This is a genomic window from Luteimonas sp. AC640a, assembly GCF_979256585.1.
Window position 1 is genome coordinate 90150 of record NZ_CEEDOV010000004.1, and the last position, 19608, is coordinate 109757.

17 protein-coding genes are annotated in these 19608 nt (G+C 67.3%); 8 read left to right on the forward strand and 9 right to left on the reverse strand.

The genetic code is table 11. The annotated features are described in order from the left end of the window. Nucleotides 1-14: 14 nt before the first annotated feature. The 4 genes from ACZ9YD_RS02605 to grxC all read right to left on the reverse strand — a co-directional run bounded on the left by ACZ9YD_RS02605 (nt 15) and on the right by grxC (nt 3323). Nucleotides 15-1346: a Na+/H+ antiporter NhaC family protein gene (locus ACZ9YD_RS02605; protein WP_465073577.1), complete on the reverse strand. Its 1332-nt coding sequence runs from the start codon at nt 1344-1346 to the stop codon at nt 15-17. Between the two features lie 166 nt (nt 1347-1512). Further along, nucleotides 1513-2520 carry an isocitrate dehydrogenase gene (locus ACZ9YD_RS02610; protein WP_465073578.1) on the reverse strand — a complete coding sequence of 336 codons (1008 nt, stop codon included), beginning with the start codon at nt 2518-2520 and terminating at the stop codon, nt 1513-1515. A gap of 165 nt (nt 2521-2685) precedes the next feature. Continuing rightward, nucleotides 2686-3078: a carboxymuconolactone decarboxylase family protein gene (locus ACZ9YD_RS02615; RefSeq protein ID WP_465073579.1), complete on the reverse strand. Its 393-nt coding sequence runs from the start codon at nt 3076-3078 to the stop codon at nt 2686-2688. Continuing rightward, nucleotides 3075-3323, reverse strand: a complete 249-nt coding sequence (grxC, locus tag ACZ9YD_RS02620; protein WP_465073629.1) for a glutaredoxin 3 — start codon at nt 3321-3323, stop codon at nt 3075-3077. The genes ACZ9YD_RS02615 and grxC overlap by 4 nt, the downstream gene beginning before the upstream one ends. Before the next feature lie 213 nt (nt 3324-3536). On the opposite strand from grxC, the gene ACZ9YD_RS02625 reads away from it, so the two are divergent. From ACZ9YD_RS02625 to ACZ9YD_RS02660, 8 genes are all read left to right on the forward strand, one after another. After that, on the forward strand, nt 3537-5210 hold the full coding sequence (locus ACZ9YD_RS02625; RefSeq protein ID WP_465073580.1) for a M48 family metalloprotease: 1674 nt from the start codon (nt 3537-3539) through the stop codon (nt 5208-5210). Between the two features lie 224 nt (nt 5211-5434). Further along, nucleotides 5435-6124: a phosphate regulon transcriptional regulator PhoB gene (phoB, locus tag ACZ9YD_RS02630; protein WP_465073581.1), complete on the forward strand. Its 690-nt coding sequence runs from the start codon at nt 5435-5437 to the stop codon at nt 6122-6124. Nucleotides 6125-6267: 143 nt separating this feature from the next. Continuing rightward, nucleotides 6268-6726: a hypothetical protein gene (locus ACZ9YD_RS02635; protein ID WP_465073582.1), complete on the forward strand. Its 459-nt coding sequence runs from the start codon at nt 6268-6270 to the stop codon at nt 6724-6726. A 20-nt stretch (nt 6727-6746) separates the two neighbouring features. After that, complete coding sequence (gene phoR, locus ACZ9YD_RS02640) at nt 6747-8075, forward strand: phosphate regulon sensor histidine kinase PhoR (protein ID WP_465073583.1); 1329 nt, start codon at nt 6747-6749, stop codon at nt 8073-8075. Then, nucleotides 8072-10207 carry a polyphosphate kinase 1 gene (gene ppk1 / locus ACZ9YD_RS02645; protein WP_465073584.1) on the forward strand — a complete coding sequence of 712 codons (2136 nt, stop codon included), beginning with the start codon at nt 8072-8074 and terminating at the stop codon, nt 10205-10207. Before phoR ends, ppk1 begins: the two co-directional genes overlap by 4 nt. Before the next feature lie 80 nt (nt 10208-10287). Beyond that, nucleotides 10288-11832, forward strand: coding sequence for an exopolyphosphatase (ppx, locus tag ACZ9YD_RS02650; protein WP_465073585.1), 1545 nt, complete (start codon nt 10288-10290; stop codon nt 11830-11832). A gap of 124 nt (nt 11833-11956) precedes the next feature. Further along, nucleotides 11957-13147: a glycosyltransferase family 4 protein gene (locus tag ACZ9YD_RS02655; RefSeq protein ID WP_465073586.1), complete on the forward strand. Its 1191-nt coding sequence runs from the start codon at nt 11957-11959 to the stop codon at nt 13145-13147. Next, on the forward strand, nt 13128-13664 hold the full coding sequence (locus ACZ9YD_RS02660; RefSeq protein ID WP_465073587.1) for a phosphatase PAP2 family protein: 537 nt from the start codon (nt 13128-13130) through the stop codon (nt 13662-13664). The genes ACZ9YD_RS02655 and ACZ9YD_RS02660 overlap by 20 nt, the downstream gene beginning before the upstream one ends. Nucleotides 13665-14344: 680 nt before the next feature. Here the strand turns inward: ACZ9YD_RS02660 and ACZ9YD_RS02665 are convergent. The 5 genes from ACZ9YD_RS02665 to creB all read right to left on the reverse strand — a co-directional run bounded on the left by ACZ9YD_RS02665 (nt 14345) and on the right by creB (nt 19568). Continuing rightward, nucleotides 14345-15238 (reverse strand): carbon-nitrogen hydrolase family protein, encoded by an 894-nt coding sequence (locus ACZ9YD_RS02665; protein ID WP_465073588.1) that lies wholly within the window; start codon nt 15236-15238, stop codon nt 14345-14347. Next, nucleotides 15235-15843 (reverse strand): GNAT family N-acetyltransferase, encoded by a 609-nt coding sequence (locus ACZ9YD_RS02670; protein ID WP_465073589.1) that lies wholly within the window; start codon nt 15841-15843, stop codon nt 15235-15237. The genes ACZ9YD_RS02665 and ACZ9YD_RS02670 overlap by 4 nt, the downstream gene beginning before the upstream one ends. Nucleotides 15844-15942: 99 nt before the next feature. Further along, nucleotides 15943-17322, reverse strand: a complete 1380-nt coding sequence (gene creD / locus ACZ9YD_RS02675) for a cell envelope integrity protein CreD (RefSeq protein ID WP_465073590.1) — start codon at nt 17320-17322, stop codon at nt 15943-15945. Between the two features lie 136 nt (nt 17323-17458). Then, nucleotides 17459-18886: a two-component system sensor histidine kinase CreC gene (gene creC / locus ACZ9YD_RS02680; RefSeq protein ID WP_465073591.1), complete on the reverse strand. Its 1428-nt coding sequence runs from the start codon at nt 18884-18886 to the stop codon at nt 17459-17461. A 1-nt stretch (nt 18887) separates the two neighbouring features. Next, nucleotides 18888-19568, reverse strand: a complete 681-nt coding sequence (gene creB / locus ACZ9YD_RS02685) for a two-component system response regulator CreB (protein ID WP_465073592.1) — start codon at nt 19566-19568, stop codon at nt 18888-18890. Nucleotides 19569-19608 lie beyond the last annotated feature (40 nt).

The window sequence follows — 19608 nt, forward strand, 5'->3', positions numbered from 1 at the left end:
CCGGGACTCGACCTTCAGCGCCGCGTCGTCGCCGCCTCAACTGCGCCGACGTCCTTGCGACCCCGCCACAGCATGAAACCGACCGCGACGACGGCCAGCAGCCAGCAGTAATACACGCTGCCCGCGAGCGCGAGCGGCGAGACCGATGCAAGTGACGCCGCCAGCAGGATCTGCGCGCCGTAGGGCAGCACGCCTTGCGCAACGCAGGCGAAGATGTCGAGCACACTGGCTGCGCGTCGCGGACTGACGCCGTGCTTCTCGGCGATATCACGGGCCACGCTGCCGCTGACCAGGATCGCGACGGTGTTGTTGGCAGTGAACACGTCGGCCGCGGTCGACAGTGCGGCGATGCTGAACTCACCCGAGCGTCGCCCGCGATGTCCGCGCGCGAACTTCGTGATCAGCTGCGCCAGCCAGTCGAGGCCGCCGCTGGCCTTGGTCAAGGCGCCCAAGCCGCCGATCAGCAGGGACAGCAACAGGATCTCGATCATGCCTTCAAAGCCTGTCCAGATATCGCCGACGAATGGCACCACGCCGTAGTCGTCGGCGAACGCCAGGCCGAAGCCGCCGGCCAGCACGATGCCCAGACCCAGCACGATCAGCACGTCGACGCCGGCCAGCGCGAGCGCCAGCACGATCACGTACGGCAGCATCAGCCACGCGGACCCAGTGCTTTCCGATTCGATCGGCGACGCGCCGCCCAGCATGCCGAGCAGCACGATGGTCGACAGCGCCGCGGGCACGGCGATGCTGAAATTCTCGCGGAACTTGTCGCGCATCTGCGCGCCCTGGGTGCGCGTCGCGGCGATCGTGGTGTCGGAGATCACCGAGAGGTTGTCGCCGAACATTGCGCCGCCGATCACCGCGCCGACCACCAGCGCACGATCCAGGCCCGACGCCTCGGCGACCCCGAGCGCGATGGGCACGACCGCTGCGATCGTGCCCATCGACGAGCCGATCGCCAGCGAGATCAGCCCCGACAACACGAACAGGCCGGGCAGGATCAGCGGCGCCGGAATCGCCGACAGGCCGATCGAGACCACCGCATCCACTGCACCGATCGCGCTCGACACGTAGGCGAACGCGCCCGCCAGCAGGAAGATCAGGCACATCAGCACGATGTTGGGATCGCCCATGCCGCGCAGCAGGATGTCGCCGGCCTGCAGGCCGCGGCGATGCGCGATCCAGGCGGCGAGCGCGAGCGCCGGCAGGATCGCGACCGGCGCGCGCAACTGGTAGAACCCCATCGCCTCGCCCTGCGCAGTGAAGTACAGCCCCGCACCGAAGAACAGCGCGAGGAACAGCAGCAGCGGCGTCAACGCGAGTGCGCTGGGACGGACGGTCATGCGGGTGGATTCCGGGGGCGATGAGGCGTCTACGCATTGTGCGCACGACCGGTCGTGCCGTCATGACGACGAGCGGGATGACCTGCAACGAAAAACGGGACGCCGAAGCGTCCCGTTTCTTTTTGATGCGTCGCCAGCGTTCGGCGCGCCGCGTACAGCGCGTGCCTTACAGGCGCGCCGCGATCGCCTTGGCGAACGCCATCGTGTTGCCGGTGCCGCCGAGATCCGGCGTCACGCCGTCCTTGGCTTCAAGCGTGGCGACGATCGCCTTGCGCAGGCGCTCCGCCTGCTCGGGCAACGCCAGATGGTCGAGCATCTGTGCAGCGGCGAGCAGCAGCGCGCAGGGATTGGCGACACCCTTGCCGGCGATGTCCGGCGCGGAACCGTGCACGGCTTCGAAGATCGCCACGTCGGTACCGATGTTCGCACCCGGGGCCAGACCCAGACCGCCGACGAGGCCGGCGCACAGGTCCGAAATGATGTCGCCGAACAAGTTCGTCGTCACGATGATGTCGAACTGCTCGGGACGCATCACCAGCTGCATGCAGGTGTTGTCGACGATCATCTCGTTGGCTTCGATGTCCGGGTACTCGGCCGCCACTTCGCGCGCGACCTTCAGGAACAGGCCCGAGGTGCTCTTGAGGATGTTGGCCTTGTGGACGATCGTGACCTTCTTGCGACCGGTCTTGCGCGCCAACTCGAACGCGTAGCGCACGATGCGGTCCGAACCCTTGCGGGTGATGCGCGTGATCGATACTGCGGTCTCGCCGTCGGCCGAGGTTTCCTGGCCCTCGCTGATGTACGAGCCTTCGGTGTTTTCACGGATCGTGATGAGATTCACGCCGTCAGCGAAACGCGAGCGCGTGTTCGGGAACGAGGTCGCCGGACGCACATTGGCGTAGAGGTCGAACTGGCGACGCAGTTCCACGTTGATCGAGCTGAAGCCGCCACCGACCGGCGTGGTCAGCGGGCTCTTGAGCGCGATCGTGTTGCGGCGGATCGACTCAAGCGTCGCAGCCGGCAGCAGTTCGCCGTGCTTTTCGAGCGCCATCAGGCCCGCGTCTGCGTCTTCGTAGGTGAGGCCGAGCTGCATCGCGTCGAGCACGTGCAGCGTGGCATCCATGATCTCCGGGCCGATGCCGTCGCCGCGGATGACCGTAATCGTGTGCGTCATGTGGGGTGGGATTCCGTGCGCAGGGACGTCGCGCAATGCGCGGCGTCGGGTGAAGGGGAAACCCGTCCATTATGCCCGAGGCGCCCTGCCCGACCCAAACGCCCCCACACCGGCGCGCGATCAAGGCATCGCGAAGGGCGCGTTCGGCGTGCCTTCGACACGCGCTCAGTCGTGTGCGTGCTCGGCCGGCGTACCCGCCTCGCCCTGCTCCAGACGGTCGAGGAAATCGACGGCGCGACGCATATGCGGAATCACGATGCTGCCGCCGACGACGAGGCCCACGGAGAACGTTTCGAACAGCTCTTCGCGCGTCGCGCCGGCCTCCTTGCACTGCGCCACGTGGTAGCTGATGCAGTCGTCGCAGCGCAGCACCATCGACGCGACCAGACCGAGCAGCTCCTTGGTCTTCAGATCCAGCGCACCGGCCTGATAGGTCTGCGTGTCGAGTGCGAAAAAGCGGCGCACGACCTGGTTGGGCTCGGCGAGGATGCGCTCGTTCATGCGCTTTCGGTAAGCGCTGAACTCGGCCACGCGGTCGCTATCGCTGTCGCCGCTCATGCGCCCGCGCCCTGGATCAGCGGCAGAAAACCGCCTTTGCGGTGCAGCGCCATCAGATCGTCATAGCCGCCAACGTGAGTCTCGCCGACGAAGATCTGCGGCACGCTGGTGCGGCGTGCGAGGGCCACCATGCGTTCGCGCTCCGCGATATCGAGATCGATGCGCACTTCACGCCAATCGAGTCCCTGGCTCTTGAGGAAGGTCTTGGCGGCAACGCAGTAACCGCAGATCGCGCTGGTGTACATCACGATTTCGGGCGCGGCGCCGGTCGATGCGGCTGTAGGGGAATCGGGGGTCACGGCAGTCTCCGGAAACTTGTCGGGCGATTGTCGGTCAGATGGGGGTGCGGCGCCGTGTTTTCCATGTGGCGCGCGTCGTCGCCGCCTTAACATGGCATTCATGCCCTCGCCGCATGCCCCCGGCATGCTGCACCTTCGCTGCCTCACACGAACGAGACGATGCGCCGAACCCAGACGCGACACCGCCCCGCCCGCTTCGCCCTGGTGCCGCCAATGACGGCGCTTGTGCTGGCGACGGCCGCGGTGTGCGCGCCCGCGCAGGACACGCGCTTGCCTGACATCGGCTCGTCCGCTGGCACCGTGCTGAGCCCGTCGAAGCAATCCGAATACGGGCAGATGCTGCTGGCGCAACTGCGCCACTACAACTACGTCCTGGAAGATCCGCTGGTCGACGGCTGGCTGCGCGGCACCGGCAATCGACTCGCCTCGTCGAGTGATCAGCCGGAACAGCCTTTCACGTTCTTCATGATGCGCGACCGCAGCATCAACGCCTTCGCGACCCTGGGCGGCTACATCGGCATGAATGCCGGTCTGGTACTGGCAGCCGAGAGCGAGGACGAAGTTGCCGCGGTGCTCGCGCACGAGGTCGCGCACGTCACCCAGTCGCACGTGCTGCGCGGCGTCGAGCGCGCACAACGCGACCAGGTGCCGATGCTGCTGGCGATGCTCGGCGCGATCGCGGTCGCCTCGCAGAGCGGCAGCAATTCGTCTGACGATGCCGCGATGGCGGTGATCGCCGGCGCCCAGGGCCTCGCGATACAGCGACAGATCGACTACACGCGTTCGAACGAATCGGAGGCCGACCGGCTCGGCATCCGCACGTTGTCACGCGCCGGTTATGACCCCGAGAGCATGGCGTCGATGTTCGAGCGCATGCAGGCGGTGTCGCGCACCAACCAGGGCGGCGACCGCGAGCGCCTGCCCGATTACCTGCGCACCCACCCGGTCACCACCACGCGTATCAGCGAAGCCCGCGATCGCGCCGAGCGCATGGACCGCGACACGGTACAGGTCACGACGTCGACACCCGAGGGCACACGTACCGAGCGCGTGCCGGTGAGCGCCGGAGCCGAGGCGCCTACGGTTGGATTCGGCAATCCGATGTTGCCGGTGGATCTGCGTTTGCCGCCCGGTGCAATCGGCGGTATCGACAGCATCGTTTTTGGTTGGGCACGCGAGCGCCTGCGGGTGCTCAGCGCCAACACACCGGCGCAGGCGGTGCGCGAGTACGAGGCCATGCGTCGCAACGGCGCGCTGACCGATGCACAGCGCTACGGCCTGGCCGTTGCCCGCCAGCGTCTCAACGAGCTCGACGCCGCCGGCAAGGCCTTCAGCGAACTGTTGGCCGAGTATCCAGGCGATGTCTGGCTGACGCTGGGCGTGGCGGAGGTCGACGCACGCGCCGGCCGCACCGCAGCCTCCGACCAGCGTTTCGAAACCTTGATCGACCGCATGCCGCGTCATCCCGCGGCGGTGTTGACCTATGCCGCCGCACTGGCCGAGCGCAACACGCCCGAGACCGGTCTGCGCGCCCAGGCGATCTTGCGTCCGCTGCTGAACTCTTCAGGCGGAGATCCGGCGTTCCAGCGCGCGTTCGCCCGGGCCAGTGAAACCGCGGGCGATCCGGTCCGTGCGGGCGAGGCCTGGGCCGAGGCCGCGGTGCTTGGTGGTCGGCCGGAGCAGGCCCTGATCCAGCTCAATACGCTGAAGAAGCGCGAGGATCTGGACTATTACGCGCGGACACGGATCGATGCGCGAATCGCGTCGATCACGCCGACGGTGCTGGAACTGCGTCGTCAGGGCATCCGCGATGAGGATTTGCGGCGGCGGTGAGCCTGGATTGGGCGATGTCCGGCCCTGGCGTCTGGTGCGCCCGTCGCCCGACGCGCTGCGCGTCGACCCCGGACCGGGTCCGGGCCGGCGCTCAGCCGGCGTTGCAGGTAACTGGCTTCGTTGAGGGCCTGCGGCCCCTTCATGACACGGGGCCGCGCCTGTCGCCAAACCGTCACAAAACTGTCGTGTAATGGCGCCATCCCACCGGCGCTATGGACCGATCCATGCAGAAACGCATTCTCATCGTCGATGACGAACCGGCGATCCGCGACATGGTCGCGTTCGCGCTCCGTAAGGGCGATTTCGAGCCGATGCACGCCGGCGACGCGCGTGAGGCGCAGTCGGCGATCGTCGACCGGGTACCGGACCTGATCCTGCTCGACTGGATGCTGCCGGGCACCAGCGGTCTGGAGCTGGCGCGACGCTGGCGCAAGGACGCGCTGACCCGCGATATCCCGATCATCATGCTCACCGCCCGTGGCGAAGAGAACGATCGCGTCGGCGGCCTCGAGGCCGGTGTGGATGACTACGTGGTCAAGCCGTTCTCGGCACGCGAGTTGCTGGCCCGCATCCGCGCGGTCATGCGCCGCGCGCGTGACGACGATGAAGACGGCAGCGTCACCATCGGCGCGCTGCGCATCGACGGCGCCGCGCACCGCGTATTCGCCAGCGATGCGCCGGTGACGATCGGCCCGACCGAATACCGTCTGCTGCACTTCTTCATGACCCACCCCGAACGTGTCTACAGCCGCTCGCAGCTGCTCGACCACGTCTGGGGCGGCAGCGTCTACGTCGAGGAACGCACGGTCGATGTGCACATCCGCCGCCTGCGCAAGACGCTCGAGCCGAGTGCGTTGGATGGCATGGTGCAGACGGTGCGGGGGTCGGGGTACCGGTTCTCGGCGTCGGTGTAACCGACGCTCCAGCCGGACTGCTTCCGCTTTTGACTCTCGAAACGCCGCTTTGCAGATCGAACACCCGGAGGGCGGCGGGCATGGATGCCCGCCGTTTTCCGACCGAGCCAGGATGGCGAGTCGGAAAATGCCGGAACGAACGAATGACCGGATTTGCATTGTCGGGGAGACGCTTTTCTTTGGTTCCGTTTCTTTTGGGGTCAACCAAAAGAAATGAACTCGGCCGCGCCAGCGGACGAAAGCGGTTGACGCTGCTTTTCGCTTCGCCGCTTACGGCAAAACACAAGATCAAACGCTTCCACTCGCCTCGCGGCGAGCGGGTTCATTTCTTTTGCTGGCCCAAAAGAAACGGAACCAAAGAAAACGGCCTCCCCGACACGTCCACAGCCCGCGGCGGCAGGTGCAACGGGATTTTCCGACTCGGCATCCTGCCTCGGTCGGAAAACACCGCCCATCCATGGGCGGCGCCCTCCGGGTCAGCGTTGTATGCGGGGCATTCTGTTTCAAGTAACGGCAACCTCGACAGCAACAGCAACACCAACACCAACACCAACAGCAAAGCACCTCGACATCCTGATTTCTTACGCCAACCTGTCACCTGACATTGCCTAGACTCCACGACATGCCACCCCGTATCCACGCCGCCTGGACCCGCACTCTGGTGCAGCTTGTTGCCGTGCTCGGCGTGGCGGCGGTCCTCGGAGCGCTGGCCGGGCACATCTGGATGGCGCTCGCGGTCGCTGCGCTGGGCGTGCTGGCTTGGCACTACTGGAAACTCTACGACCTGCTGACACGCCTGACCTCTCGCAGCCGGGTGCCGCCGCCGCAGGGAGATGGCGTGTGGCAGGAAACGGATCGCATGCTGCACCGGGGACAACAGGACATGCGTGCACGCAAGCGGCGGTTGATTGCGATGCTGCGCGCGTATCGCGCGGTGGCGGCGGCGCTGCCGGATGCGGTGATCGTCGTCGACCGCAACAGCCAGCGCATCCAGTGGTTCAACCGCGCGGCGACCAGCCTGCTGGGGCTGCAGATGCCGCGCGATGTCGGCAAGCCGGTTGGCGATACGCTGCAGCCGTTGCCGGTCGCGCATTGGCTGGCGCAGGGACGCCGCGCCGAGCCGATGCTCGACGTGCCTTCGCCACATTCCTCCGGCACTCGGCTGGAACTGCGGCTGATTCCCTACTCCGACGATCTGTGGCTGCTGCTCGCCCGCGACGTCACCCGGATCATGAAGCTCGAGCAGATGCGTCGGGATTTCGTCGCCAACGTCTCGCACGAACTGCGCACGCCGCTGACCGTGGTGCACGGCTATCTCGACATGCTCGACCCGACCGATCACCCCGAATGGGCGCCGATGCTGTCCGAGATGCAGAACCAGTCACAGCGCATGACCCAGCTCGTCGAGGACCTGCTGACCCTGTCGCGCCTGGAAGCGCAGGAGGGGATCGGCGACGAGATCGTGTCGATGGCCTCGATGCTGGCTACGCTGCGGCGCGAACTCGAAGTGCTGAGCCAAGGCCGGCACACGATCGCGGTCGAGGACAGCTCGCCGACCGACCTCGTCGGTTCCACCCGCGAACTGCACAGCGCGTTCTCCAACCTGGTCAGCAACGCGGTGCGCTACACGCCGGCCGGTGGACGCATCACGATCCGCTACGCGCCACTCGACGGCGGCGGTGTGGCGCTGTCGGTCGAGGACACCGGCTACGGCATTCCGGCTGCGCATCTGCCGCGCATCACCGAGCGTTTCTATCGCGTCTCGACCAGTCGCTCACGCGAGTCCGGTGGCACCGGATTGGGGCTCGCGATCGTCAAGCACGTGCTGCACCTGCACCAGGCGCGGCTCGAGATCGAGAGCGAAGTCGGCGCCGGCAGTCGATTCGCCTGTCATTTCACCGCTGAGCGCGTCCGCGCCCGCGACACCCAATATTTCGGAGCCACCGCATGAGCGCCGCCCGTCCCCGCGTGCAGAAAGCCGCGAAATCCGTTCGTGGCCCGGAGCCCGTCGATGCCGTGAACGAGCCGGTCGACCCGCTGCGCGACCCGGCGCTGTATCTCAACCGCGAGTTGTCCCAGCTGGACTTCAATTTCCGCGTGCTGGCGCAGGCACAGGACGCCTCGGTGCCCCTGCTCGAGCGTCTGAAGTACCTGTGCATCGCCTGCACCAACCTCGACGAATTCTTCGAAATCCGCGCTGCGACGATGCATCACGCGCAGGATTTCGGCGTGCCGCTGCCACCCGACGGGCTGACGCCGGCCACGGTGCTCAAGCGCATCCACGAGCGCACCGCGCAACTCGTCGAGGCGCAGTACTCGTGCTGGAACCAGGTACTGCGCCCGGCGATGTCGGAAGCCGGCGTACGCGTGCTCGGCCGCGACCAGTGGACCGCGCGCCAGACGCGCTGGCTGCGCGCCTATTTCCGCGACGAAGTGATGCCGGTGCTGTCGCCGCTGGGCCTCGATCCGGCGCACCCGTTCCCGAAGATCCTCAACAAGTCGCTCAATATCGTCGTCGTACTCAAGGGCAAGGACGCGTTCGGTCGGGTCGGCAATCTTGCCATCGTGCGCGCGCCGCGTTCGCTGCCGCGCATCATCCAGCTGCCCGAGAGCATCTCCGGCGGCGAGTACGACTTCGTGTTCCTGTCGTCGGTGCTGTCGGAGTTCGTGCACGAGCTGTTCCCCGGCATGGACGTGAAGGGCGCCTACCAGTTCCGCGTGACCCGTAACTCGGAACTGATCGTCGACGACGAGGAGGTCGAGAATCTCGCGCTCGCATTGCGCGACGAACTCGCCGGACGCGGCTATCTGCGCGCGATGCGGCTGGAGATTTCAGCCAAGTGCCCGAAGCCGATCGTACGCACACTGCTGCAGAACTTCGATCTGCCCGAGAATGCGGTCTACCGCATCGACGGGCCGGTGAACCTCAACCGCATCAGCCAGATCTTCGATCTGGTGCAGCGCCCGGACCTCAAGTTCCCCACCTTCCAGCAGCGGCTGCCCAAGGGCACCGATGCGATGTTCGAACTGATCGCCGACGGCGATGTCCTGTTGCACCACCCTTTCGATTCGTTCGTACCGGTACTGGAGCTGATCAAGCAGGCCGCCGAGGACCCGAATGTCCTGGCGATCAAGCAGACGCTGTACCGCACCGGCAAGGACTCGGGCATCGTCGAGCACCTGATCCAGGCGGCGCGCAACGGCAAGGACGTCACCGTCGTCGTCGAGCTGCGCGCGCGCTTCGACGAGGAGGCGAACCTCGGCCTCGCCGACCGGCTGCAGGAGGCCGGTGTGCAGGTGGTGTACGGCGTGGTCGGCTACAAGACCCACGCCAAGATGCTGCTGGTGGTGCGCCGCGAAGGTCGCAAGCTGCGGCGTTACGTGCACCTGGGCACCGGCAACTACCATGCCGGCACCGCGCGCGTGTACACCGACTTCGGTCTGCTGACGATCGATCCCGATATCGGCAACGACGTGCACCTGCTGTTCCAGCAGATGTCGGGGCTGGCGCCGGCAATCGGACTCAAGCGTTTGTTGCAGTCGCCTTTCACCCTGCATGCCGGGGTGATCGCGCGCATCGAGCGCGAAACCGCGCATGCGAAGGCTGGGCGGGCGGGCCGCATCGTCGCCAAGATGAACGCCCTCAACGAGCCGCAAGTCATGCGCGCCTTGTACGTGGCCTCGCAGGCCGGCGTGCAGATCGATCTGATCATCCGCGGCGCGTGCGCATTGCGTCCAGGCGTGCCGGGCGTGTCGGAGAACATCCGCGTGCGCTCGATCGTCGGGCGCTTCCTCGAGCACCACCGCGTGTACTGGTTCGGCAACGACGGCGACCCGGACCTGTTCTGCGCCAGCGCCGATTGGCTGGAGCGCAATCTGCTGCGACGCGTGGAAACCGGCTTCCCGATCCTCGATCCGGAGATCGCGGTGCGCGTACGCAGCGAGTCGCTCGACAACTATCTGGCCGACAACCTCAACGCCTGGGAACTGCACGAAAACGGCGTCTACGAAAAACTCGTGCCCGATGGCGACACGATGCCCCATTCCGCGCAAGGCTGGCTGCTCGCGCATCTATGCGGCTGAGCGGGTGGCGCGGCATGCATTAACATGCCCGCTCCCCCAACGCCGCGGGTGCGCTGTGCGCCGCGGCACCCAGGAACGCCATGACCGGTCAAGACACGCTCGCGCTCGCCGAGGCACTGACGGTTCCGCTCGAGGACGGCGAGATGCTCGCCGCGATCGACCTGGGCTCCAACAGTTTCCACATGGTCGTGGCCCGCTACACGCTGGGCCAGCTGCGCGTCGTGGACCGGCTGCGCGAAACCGTGCGCATGGCCGAAGGCCTGGACGGCCGCGGCGGTCTCACGCCCGACGTGCGCCAGCGTGCGCTGCAGTGCCTGTCGCGCTTCGGGCAGCGCATCCGCGACATCCCGCCGCAACGCGTGCGCGCGCTGGCCACCAACACCGTACGCCGGCTGTCCGCCCCACAGGCCTTCCTGGTGCCGGCGGAAACCGCACTGGGCCATGCGATCGAAGTGATCTCGGGTCGCGAGGAAGCGCGTCTCATCTATCTCGGCGTCTCGCATGCGCAACCGCCCAAGCCCGGCGAGCGCCGGCTTGTGATCGACATTGGTGGCGGCTCGACCGAATGCATCATCGGAAGCGGATTCGACGCGCTGGAACGCGAGAGTCTTCAGATCGGCTGCGTCGCCAGCACGCGGCGCTTCTTCCCGGGCGGAAAGCTGTCGAAGAAGCGCTGGCGCGACGCGCTGGCGGAAGTCTCAGCGGAATTCCAGCAATTCGCCAGCACCTATCGCACGCTCGGCTGGCAGGAAGTCGTCGGCGCTTCGGGCACCAACAAGGCCATCGGCGAGATCTGCGCCGCGATGAAACTGACCAAGGGCGCGGTGACCGCGCAGGCGCTGCCGATCGTGCGTGACACGTTGCTGCAGGCCGGCAATATCGACGCGATCAACCTGCCCGGCCTGTCGGATGATCGCCGGCCGATCATCGCCGGCGGCGTGCTGGTGCTCGAAGCGGCTTTCCAGGTCCTGGGCATCGATCGCATGCAGGTCAGCAAGGCCGCGATGCGCGAAGGCGTTCTGCGCGACATGCTCGGCCGCGGCGGCAGCGATGATCCGCGTGAAAGCTCGATCGCCGCGCTGGAACAGCGCTACGGCATCGATCAGGCGCAGGCGACGCGCGTGGAAACGACGGCCCTGCGCCTGTTCGACCAGGTCGCGCGCAGCTGGAATCTCGACGGTGACGATCTGCGCATGCTGGCCTGGGCCGCACGCGTACACGAGCTGGGCCTGGTGATCGCCCACAGCCAGTACCACGTGCACGGCGCGTACGTGCTCGAAAACTCCGACATCGCCGGCTTCTCGCGCCAGGAACAGCAGTTCCTCGCGACGCTCGTGCGCTGCCAGCGCCGCAAGGTCGGCAAGTCCACATTCGAGGCTCTGCCCGATCGTCTGTTGCAGCAGGCGCGGCGCACGGCCGCGCTGCTGCGTTTGGCCGTGCTGCTGCATCGCAGCCACGAGGCCGACGAGATCCCGCGTCTGGAAGCGACCGCCGACGGCCCGCTGCTGCGTCTGCGTCTGCCCCGCCACTGGCTGGAAGCGCGTCCGCTGCTGCGCACCGATCTGGAAGGCGAACCCGACGACATGGCCGCACTCGGCGTCACGCTGGCGCTCACGGCGGACTGAGTTCACCGCTTCGGTGACAGCGTGACCGGCATCCGGTCACGCTGTCACCGAAGCGTCAAACCCCGGTCATCGAAGCGGCATCGTCCGTCCGCAAGCTGCGCACAACCAGCGACCGGACCGAACGATGCGCTACGCGATCGTCACCGACACGTACCCGCCCGACATCAACGGCGTGGCCCTGACGCTGCAATCCTACGTCCGCGGTCTGCGCGCACGCGGACACGCGGTCGAGGTGATCCGCCCGGCCCGTGCCGGCGAACCGCCTGGTGCGGATGCACAGTCGCTGCGCATCCGTGGCCTGCGCGTACCGCGCTATCCGGGGCTGCGCCTCGCACTGCCTGCCGGACAACGCCTGCGCACCCGCTGGCGCGCCGCGCGCCCCGACGCGATCTACGTCGCCACCGAAGGCCCGCTGGGCTGGTCGGCGCTCAATGCCGCGCAGGCACTCGACATTCCGGTCGTCACCGCACTGCACACCCGCTTCGACATCTATATGAGCGCATACGGCGTGCCGTGGCTGCAGCCCGCCGCACTGTCGTGGATGCGGCGCTTCCACGCCCGCGCCGATGCCACGCTCGTCGCCACGCAGGCACTCGCGGTCGAACTGCGCGACGCCGGCATCGGCCATCCGGTGGTGCTGTCGCGTGCGGTCGACTGCGCGCAGTTCGATCCGGCGCGGCGCGATGCGGGCCTGCGCGCGCAGTGGGGCGTCGACGAAGACGGTCTGGTCGCGATCCACGTCGGCCGTATCGCCGCCGAAAAAAATCTGGGCCTTGCGGTGCGCGCGTTCCGCGCCTTGCAGGCCGAACGCCCCGATGCGCGCATGGTGTTCGTCGGCGACGGGCCGGAGCGCAACGCGCTGCAGGCCGCGAATCCGGACTTCATCTTCAGCGGCTCGCAGCGCGGCGACAACCTCGGCCGGCACTTCGCCAGCGCCGATCTGTTCCTCTTCCCCAGCCGCAGCGAGACCTTCGGCAACGTGGTGCTCGAATCGATGGCCTGCGGTGTTCCGCAGGTCGCCTTCGACCACGGCGCGGCGACCGAACACTTGTGCGACGGCTTCCAGGGCGCGCGCATTGCCGGTGATGACGAAGACGCGTTCGTCGCCGCTGCGATCGCGCTGGCGCAGAACCCGTCGACGCGCCGCGCGATGGGACTTGCCGGTCGCGAGGCGATGCGCCGTCTGACACCCGCGCACGTCGCCGACGATCTCGACGCGCTGCTGTCCGGCTTGCGCGGCGGCGCGCCCGACACGCTTACACCACTTCCGACCCCGACCGATGCCGAGGATGCCGATGCACGCGCCGCCGCGTAGCCGACTGCTCCACCACGACACCGGCTGGTGCCTGCGCGCCAACCGCGCCTGCACCCGGCTGTGGATCCGCCGCTACTTCTCCACCGTCAGCCGCCTCGGTGACGGCGTGTTCTGGTACCTGCTGATGGCTGCGCTGGTGCTGATCGACGGCTTCGACGGCCTGGTCGCCGCGACGCACATGGCCGCCACCGGCGCAGTCGCGCTGCTGCTCTACAAATCCCTCAAGCGCTGGACCAAGCGTCCCCGCCCCTTCGCCGCCGACGGCCGCATCCGCGCGTGGGTCGCCCCGCTCGACGAGTTCAGTTTCCCGTCCGGGCACACGCTGCACGCGGTGTCGTTCTCGATCGTTGCGGTGGCCTGGTATCCGATGCTCGCCGGCGTGCTGGTGCCGTTCGCGGCGAGTGTGGCGGTGTCGCGGGTAGTGCTGGGATTGCACTATCCGAGTGATGTGCTGGCGGCGACGGCGATTGGAAGTGCGCTCGGCGCCACTTCGCTCTGGGCGGGTGGCGTCATCTGATCGGGCTAGATGCCGACGAAGCAACACTCCGCATTTCCGCTTTTCCGCTTTTCCGCTTTTCCGCTTTTCCGCTTTTCCGCTTTTCCGCTTTTCCGCTTTTCCGCTTTTCCGCTCTCCAGATCGCCACCTTGCAGCCCGCAGACCCGTAGGGCGCCGCACATGGATGTGCGGCGTTTTTCGACCGAGCCAGGATGGCGAGTCGAAAAATCCCGGAACGAATGAATGGCCGGATTTGCTCCGTCGGGGCTGGCCCTTTTCTTTGGTTCCGTTTCTTTTGGGCCAGCAAAAGAAATGAACCCGCTCGCCGCAAGGCGAGTGGAAGCGTTTGATGTTGCTTCTCCCGCGGGAAGCAAACGCACAGTCGTAGATCAAACGCTTTCGTCCGCTGATGCGGCCGAGTTCATTTCTTTTGGTGGACGCCAAAAGAAACGGAACCAAAGAAAAGCGTCTCCCCGACACGTCCGCAGCCCGCGGCTTGTCGTGCACGGGGATTTTCCGACTCGGCATCCTGCCTCGGTCGGAAAACGCCGCACGTCCTGTGCGGCACCCTCCGGGTACGCGTCAGGCGCGACGGCGGATCGGAGACCAAAAGCAGGCACCCATGCGCTGCGTCGCTTCATCAAGTTGCCGCCCACCGTGCTCTCACACAGCGGCACGAAACTGCAGACGATTGTCGAACGTTAGGTAGGCGATTCGAAAGAGGAGAGCACCGCCCGAGCCAACGCCGGCCGCGCCTGCCCCACCCAGTCCCGATCATTGTCGACCTGCGCATCCACACGCGCCGCTTCCAGCGCGTCGACATCGACATCGGCGATCGCCCAGACATCCGTATCTCCCGTCTCGATCAGCACGCCATTCGAGGGGAATCCCACATCCATCGGCGCGAACAACCCGGCGCTGCCGGTGTTGACGTCGAGAATTGGCGTCCAGGGCGCGTCGCCTGCCGTCACTGACTGGGCGACGAAGCAGCGGTTCTCAAGCGCTCTCGCAAGGCAGCTGACACGCACGCGGGTCGCGCCAGCAGCGGTATCGGTGCAGCTGGGCACGAGCAGCAGGCGCGCGCCGGCCTCCCACTGTGTGCGAGCCGGCAGCGGGAATTCGATGTCGTAGCAGATCGCGATGCCGGCGCGGACGCCGCCGAGGTCGAAGACCTTGAGCGTGTCGCCGGGGTCGATCACGCCGGTCTGCTTCTCGAAACCGGTCAGCTGCAGCTTGTCCTGCCAGCCGTGTCCGCCGTTGGCCGAGAAGATGTCACTGCGGTTGCGGTAACGGCCGCCGCCGATGTCGACGAGGCTGGAGCCGGCGACGATGTACATGCCGGTATCGCGTGCGAGGCCCGCGAACAGGGTGAGCCAGTCGTCGCGGTAGCGCTGGACGGCCGCCAGCGAGGCCAGCGTGTCGCTGCGCACTGTGTCGTCGAAGGTGGCGGCCAGCTCCAGGGCAAGGTATTCCGGCAGCACCGCGATCTGCGCGCCTTGCGCGGCGGCATCGCCGAGCAGGCGGCGCTGGTGTGCGGCGAAGGCGTCGAAATCCGGCGGCATGCCGATCGCGTAGCGTGCGGCAGCGACTCTCATGCCTGCGCCTCCAACGGACGGGTCCAGAACGTCATCGGATGCGCGACATCGCCGACGTCACGCTCGTCCCAGCGCAGCAGCATGGTCATGCCGGGCTGCCGCACGTAGCCGCGCTTGTGCCAGAACACCTCGTTGTCGTGATGATCGTCGGGGCGACGCGGGTCGTCCTCGGCGCGATCGACGGCGGCGAATGCGGTCATGTCGAAACCCCCAAGTGCGCGTGCGTGGGCTTCGCGCAGATCGAAGAATTGATGACCGATGCCGTGTCCACGCCACTGCGGCAGCAGCACTGACTCGCCGAAATAGAACACGCGGTCGACGGCAACATCCTGCGCGACGAACGGCGCCTGGAACTCCGTCGTGTCATCGGCCAGCGGCAGACCGGTCGACGCGCCGACGACGGTGTCATCGTCGAACGCGAGCACGAACACGCTGCGCGGCGAGCGCGCATACGCGGCCAGATAATCGCGTTCGTAGTCGGCATCGCCAGCGTAGAGATACGGCCAGTCGTGGAACACGGTCATGCGCAGCCGCGCGACCGCATCGAGCCAGGGGTGCATCGCGTCGCCGGACAGGGTGCGCACGTTAGGAGCTGAGATCGTCATGCCGGAAGTCTGGCATGCGTGCAGTGGGCGCTTCGTATGCGCCGTGGAACGCAGCGTGGCCGCAGGCATGCCCGCGGCCACGTGCGCACGGTCGAGCAATCAGCGCGGCGGCAAAGGCGGCGGTGTCGCCGTCGGCGTGGCGGCGACCTGGTACCAGTCGACCCGGCGCGTCACCAGCATGATGGCAGCGAGGATCGCAAAGAGTAGGCCCGCGCCCAGCACCAGCGCGTTGTCCTCCGACACCAGCAACCCGTACAGCGCGGCATACAGCAGCCCCAGTCCAGCTGCGAAGCCCAGACCGCGCACCCGGCTACGCAGCACCGCGCTCAGATACACGCCGATCAAGCCGATGCAGGCGCCGCTGGCGGCGAGGTAGGCCCAGTCGAAGGCGATGTGCTCCGACAGGCCGAGCAGCAGCAGGAAGAAGATCGCCAGCGCCAGACCGACCAGGCCGTACTGGATCGGGTGGATGCGCAAGCCGCGCAACATCTCGAACATGAAGAACGCGGTGAAGGTCAGCAGCACGAACACGATGCCGTATTTGCTGGCGCGGTCAGCGCGGGTATACGCATCCACCGGGTCGACCAGCGAGATGCCGAGCACGTCCACACCTGCATCGCCGTGTCCGCGCAGCAGCGATGCGGTGTCGGCATCGGCTCGCGTACCGTTGCGGTACTGCAGCTGCGCGTCGCTGGCCAGCGAAGACACCGCCCACTCGGCGTGGAAACCGCTCTTCCCGACATCACGGGCGCGCGGCAGAAAGCGGCCATTGAACTGCGGATGCGGCCATGCGGAATCCAGCGTGACGCGGTTCTCGTCGGCCAGTGGCACGACGGCCAGCGTCTCGGCGCCGGTGAGCTCGAAGTCCAGCACCGTGCGCAGCCGCAAGGGCGCGCCGGCGAGTGCGGGGCGCGTCAACAGACCATGCACACCGGTGCCGCCGTCGCCGCCCGCGCCCTGGTGCAGCGCGATGCCGGCGCCGTCCACGCGCAACTGCGGCGTACCGCGCAGGCCGCGCACGTCGGCGACGGTGTATCCGATCCAGGGCGTGCCGATCTTCCGCGGCGGCAGGCCCTCGGCGTCCTCTGGAATCCGCACGTCGAAATTCGCGGACAGCTGGCCGCCGAGTGCATACATGCGCACATCGTGCAGGCCGAGCTGGCGCAGATACGGCGACATCGTGCCGGTCATCTCCATCGTCTTGGGAAAGAACGTCCAGGCGTCGGTGCGGTCGCGCCAGACGCGGCCGGTCGGTCGGCCCCGGTCATCGGTCTGCTCGACTTCCACGCGCTCGGTGTAGGGCACCACGAGCACCGGCGCGCTCAGGGTTTGGGCGCCCGCCTCGCTCGAGGCGATGCGCGCGACCGCGGCTGCGCGGTGCTGCTCGCGGTCCTGGATCACGACGCGGATCAGCACCAGCGGTATCAGGATCGCCAGGCTCAGCCCGGCGATGATCAGGATCTTCAGCATGAGTCGCATCGCGACGCTCCGTGTTGGGATGCGCGCAGACTGCGCCGCGTGCGTGGCGGCACGCAGGCAGCTGTGTGAAGCGAAGAAGAAGTCGGAGAACCTGCTCAAGGTCCGTGGCGAGCGCAGCAGGATGTGGAACAGGTGCTCAGCCGGTGGCCGGCAGCGGCAGTTCGACGATTGCGCGCGTGCCGCCGCCTTCGCGTTGTTCCAGCCGCACGGTGCCGCAGTGCAACGTCGCGACTTCCGCCGCGAAGGCCAGCCCCAGACCGCTGCTGCGGCTGCGCCCGCCGGGTCGCGGCAACGAGAAGAAGCGCTCGAACACCCGCGGCAGCGCGTAGTCCGGCACGCCGGGGCCACGATCGGCCACGACGACCCGCAGCAGCGCGCCGTCACTGCGAGCCGTGACGTCGACCACGCCCTCGGCCGGCGAGAAGTCGCAGGCGTTGTCGACGAGATTCGACAGCAGTTGCCGCAACAGGAAGGCGTCGCCGCGGATGCGCAGGTCTACGGCATCTCCGCTGTCCACCCGCAGCTGCACGCCGCCATCCGCGAACGGCGCGACGGCAGCGTCGATGAGGGTGCGCACGTCGATGTCGGCCGGCTGCTCGATCCGCTGGCGATGCTCGACCGCGGCCAGCGCCAGCAGCTTGTCGATCATCTGCGCCATGCGCTCGCTCTGTTCACGCACGCTGGTCGCGAAGCGCGCGCGGTCGGCGTCGGGCAAGGGCGATTCGAGCAGCTCGGCGGCGCCGCGCACGGCCGCCAGCGGCGCTTTGAGTTCGTGGGTCAGCGCGTGCACGTAGCGCTCGACGTACTGCTTGCCCTCCAGACGCTCGCGCATGGTTTCCAGCGCGCGGCCGAGGTCGGCGAATTCGCCGGCCGAATCGGGCAGCGTCGCGCGTTCGCCAGCGGTCACCTTGTCGGCATAGCGGCGCAAGCCGCCGAGCTGCCGCGACAGCCACCACGCCGCGAGCAGGCCGACCGCCAGCGCAGTGCCGAGCAGCAGAAACCCCCAGCGCAGGATCGTGCGCTCGCTGCGGGCGATGAAGGGCGCGATCGCGCTGTTCGGCTTGGCGACGGTCAGCACGCCGACCACACGGTTGCCATCGCGGATCGGCGCGGCGACGTGCATCACCGACGTGCTGTCGTCAGCCGGATCGGTCCGCGTCGAGCGCGCGCCGTACTGGCCGCGCAGGGTCAGCAGCACATCGTTCCAGCGCGAGTAGTCGCGACCGAGATCGCGGCCCGCCGAATCGAACACCACGATGCCGTCGACATCCGTGACGTAGACGCGATACTCGGCCTGCGTCTTGCGGAAGCCCCAGATGTTGCCGCCGATGTCACGTTCGCGCAGCGCGCGCACGCGTGTGGCGAAGCGGCCATCGTCAATGCGCCCGGCGAGAAAATCGTCCGTCGCCAGTTCGGCGAGCACGTTGGCGGTATCGGCCAGCGTGTCCTCCATCGCCTGGCGGACACCCGGCTTGATCTCCTGGGTGAAGACGCGCATCAGCAGGAACGCCGCCAGCGCAACGATCAGGAAGTAGCCCAGCAGGATGCGCAGGCCGATGCGCACGTCAGTCGAGATCCAACGAGTAGCCGATACCGCGATGCGTGCGCAGCGGATCGGACCCGGGCGAGACCGCGCGCAGCTTGCCGCGCAGTGTTTTCACGTGGGTATCGACGGTGCGGTCGCCACTGTCGAGCGCATTGCCCCAGACCCGATCCATCAGTTGGGTGCGCGACAGCACTGCGCCCGGCCGCGCCAGCAGTGCGGCCAGCAGCCCGTACTCGTAGCGTGTGAGATCGAGCGCATGGCCGTGATAGCGGATACGCCGGCCCTCGGCGTCATGCTCGAACGCACCGCTGCGCGTCACCTCGCCTTTCGCCGTGTCGGGCACCCCGCGACGCAGGACCACGCGCACGCGCGCCACCAGCTCGCGCAGCGAAAACGGTTTGGCGATGTAATCGTCGGCCCCGAGATCGAAGCCGAGCACGCGCTCCGATTCCGCTGCCTGCGCGGTGAGGAAGATCACCGGCAGCGGCGCGTATCGGCGCAGTTCACCGCAAAGCGCAAAGCCGCTGACATCCGGCAGGCCGACATCGAGGATCGCCAGATCGAATGCGGTCTCGACGACGGCCGCGCGCGCCTGCTGCCCGTCGAGACAATGGCGCACCGTGTGGCCGTCGGCCTGCAGCGCATAGACCACGGTCTCGGCGATCGCGATTTCGTCCTCAACCAGTAGGAGTTGACCCATTTCGTGTAGTTCTCCAGCGCAGGCGCTACCGCGTGCGTAA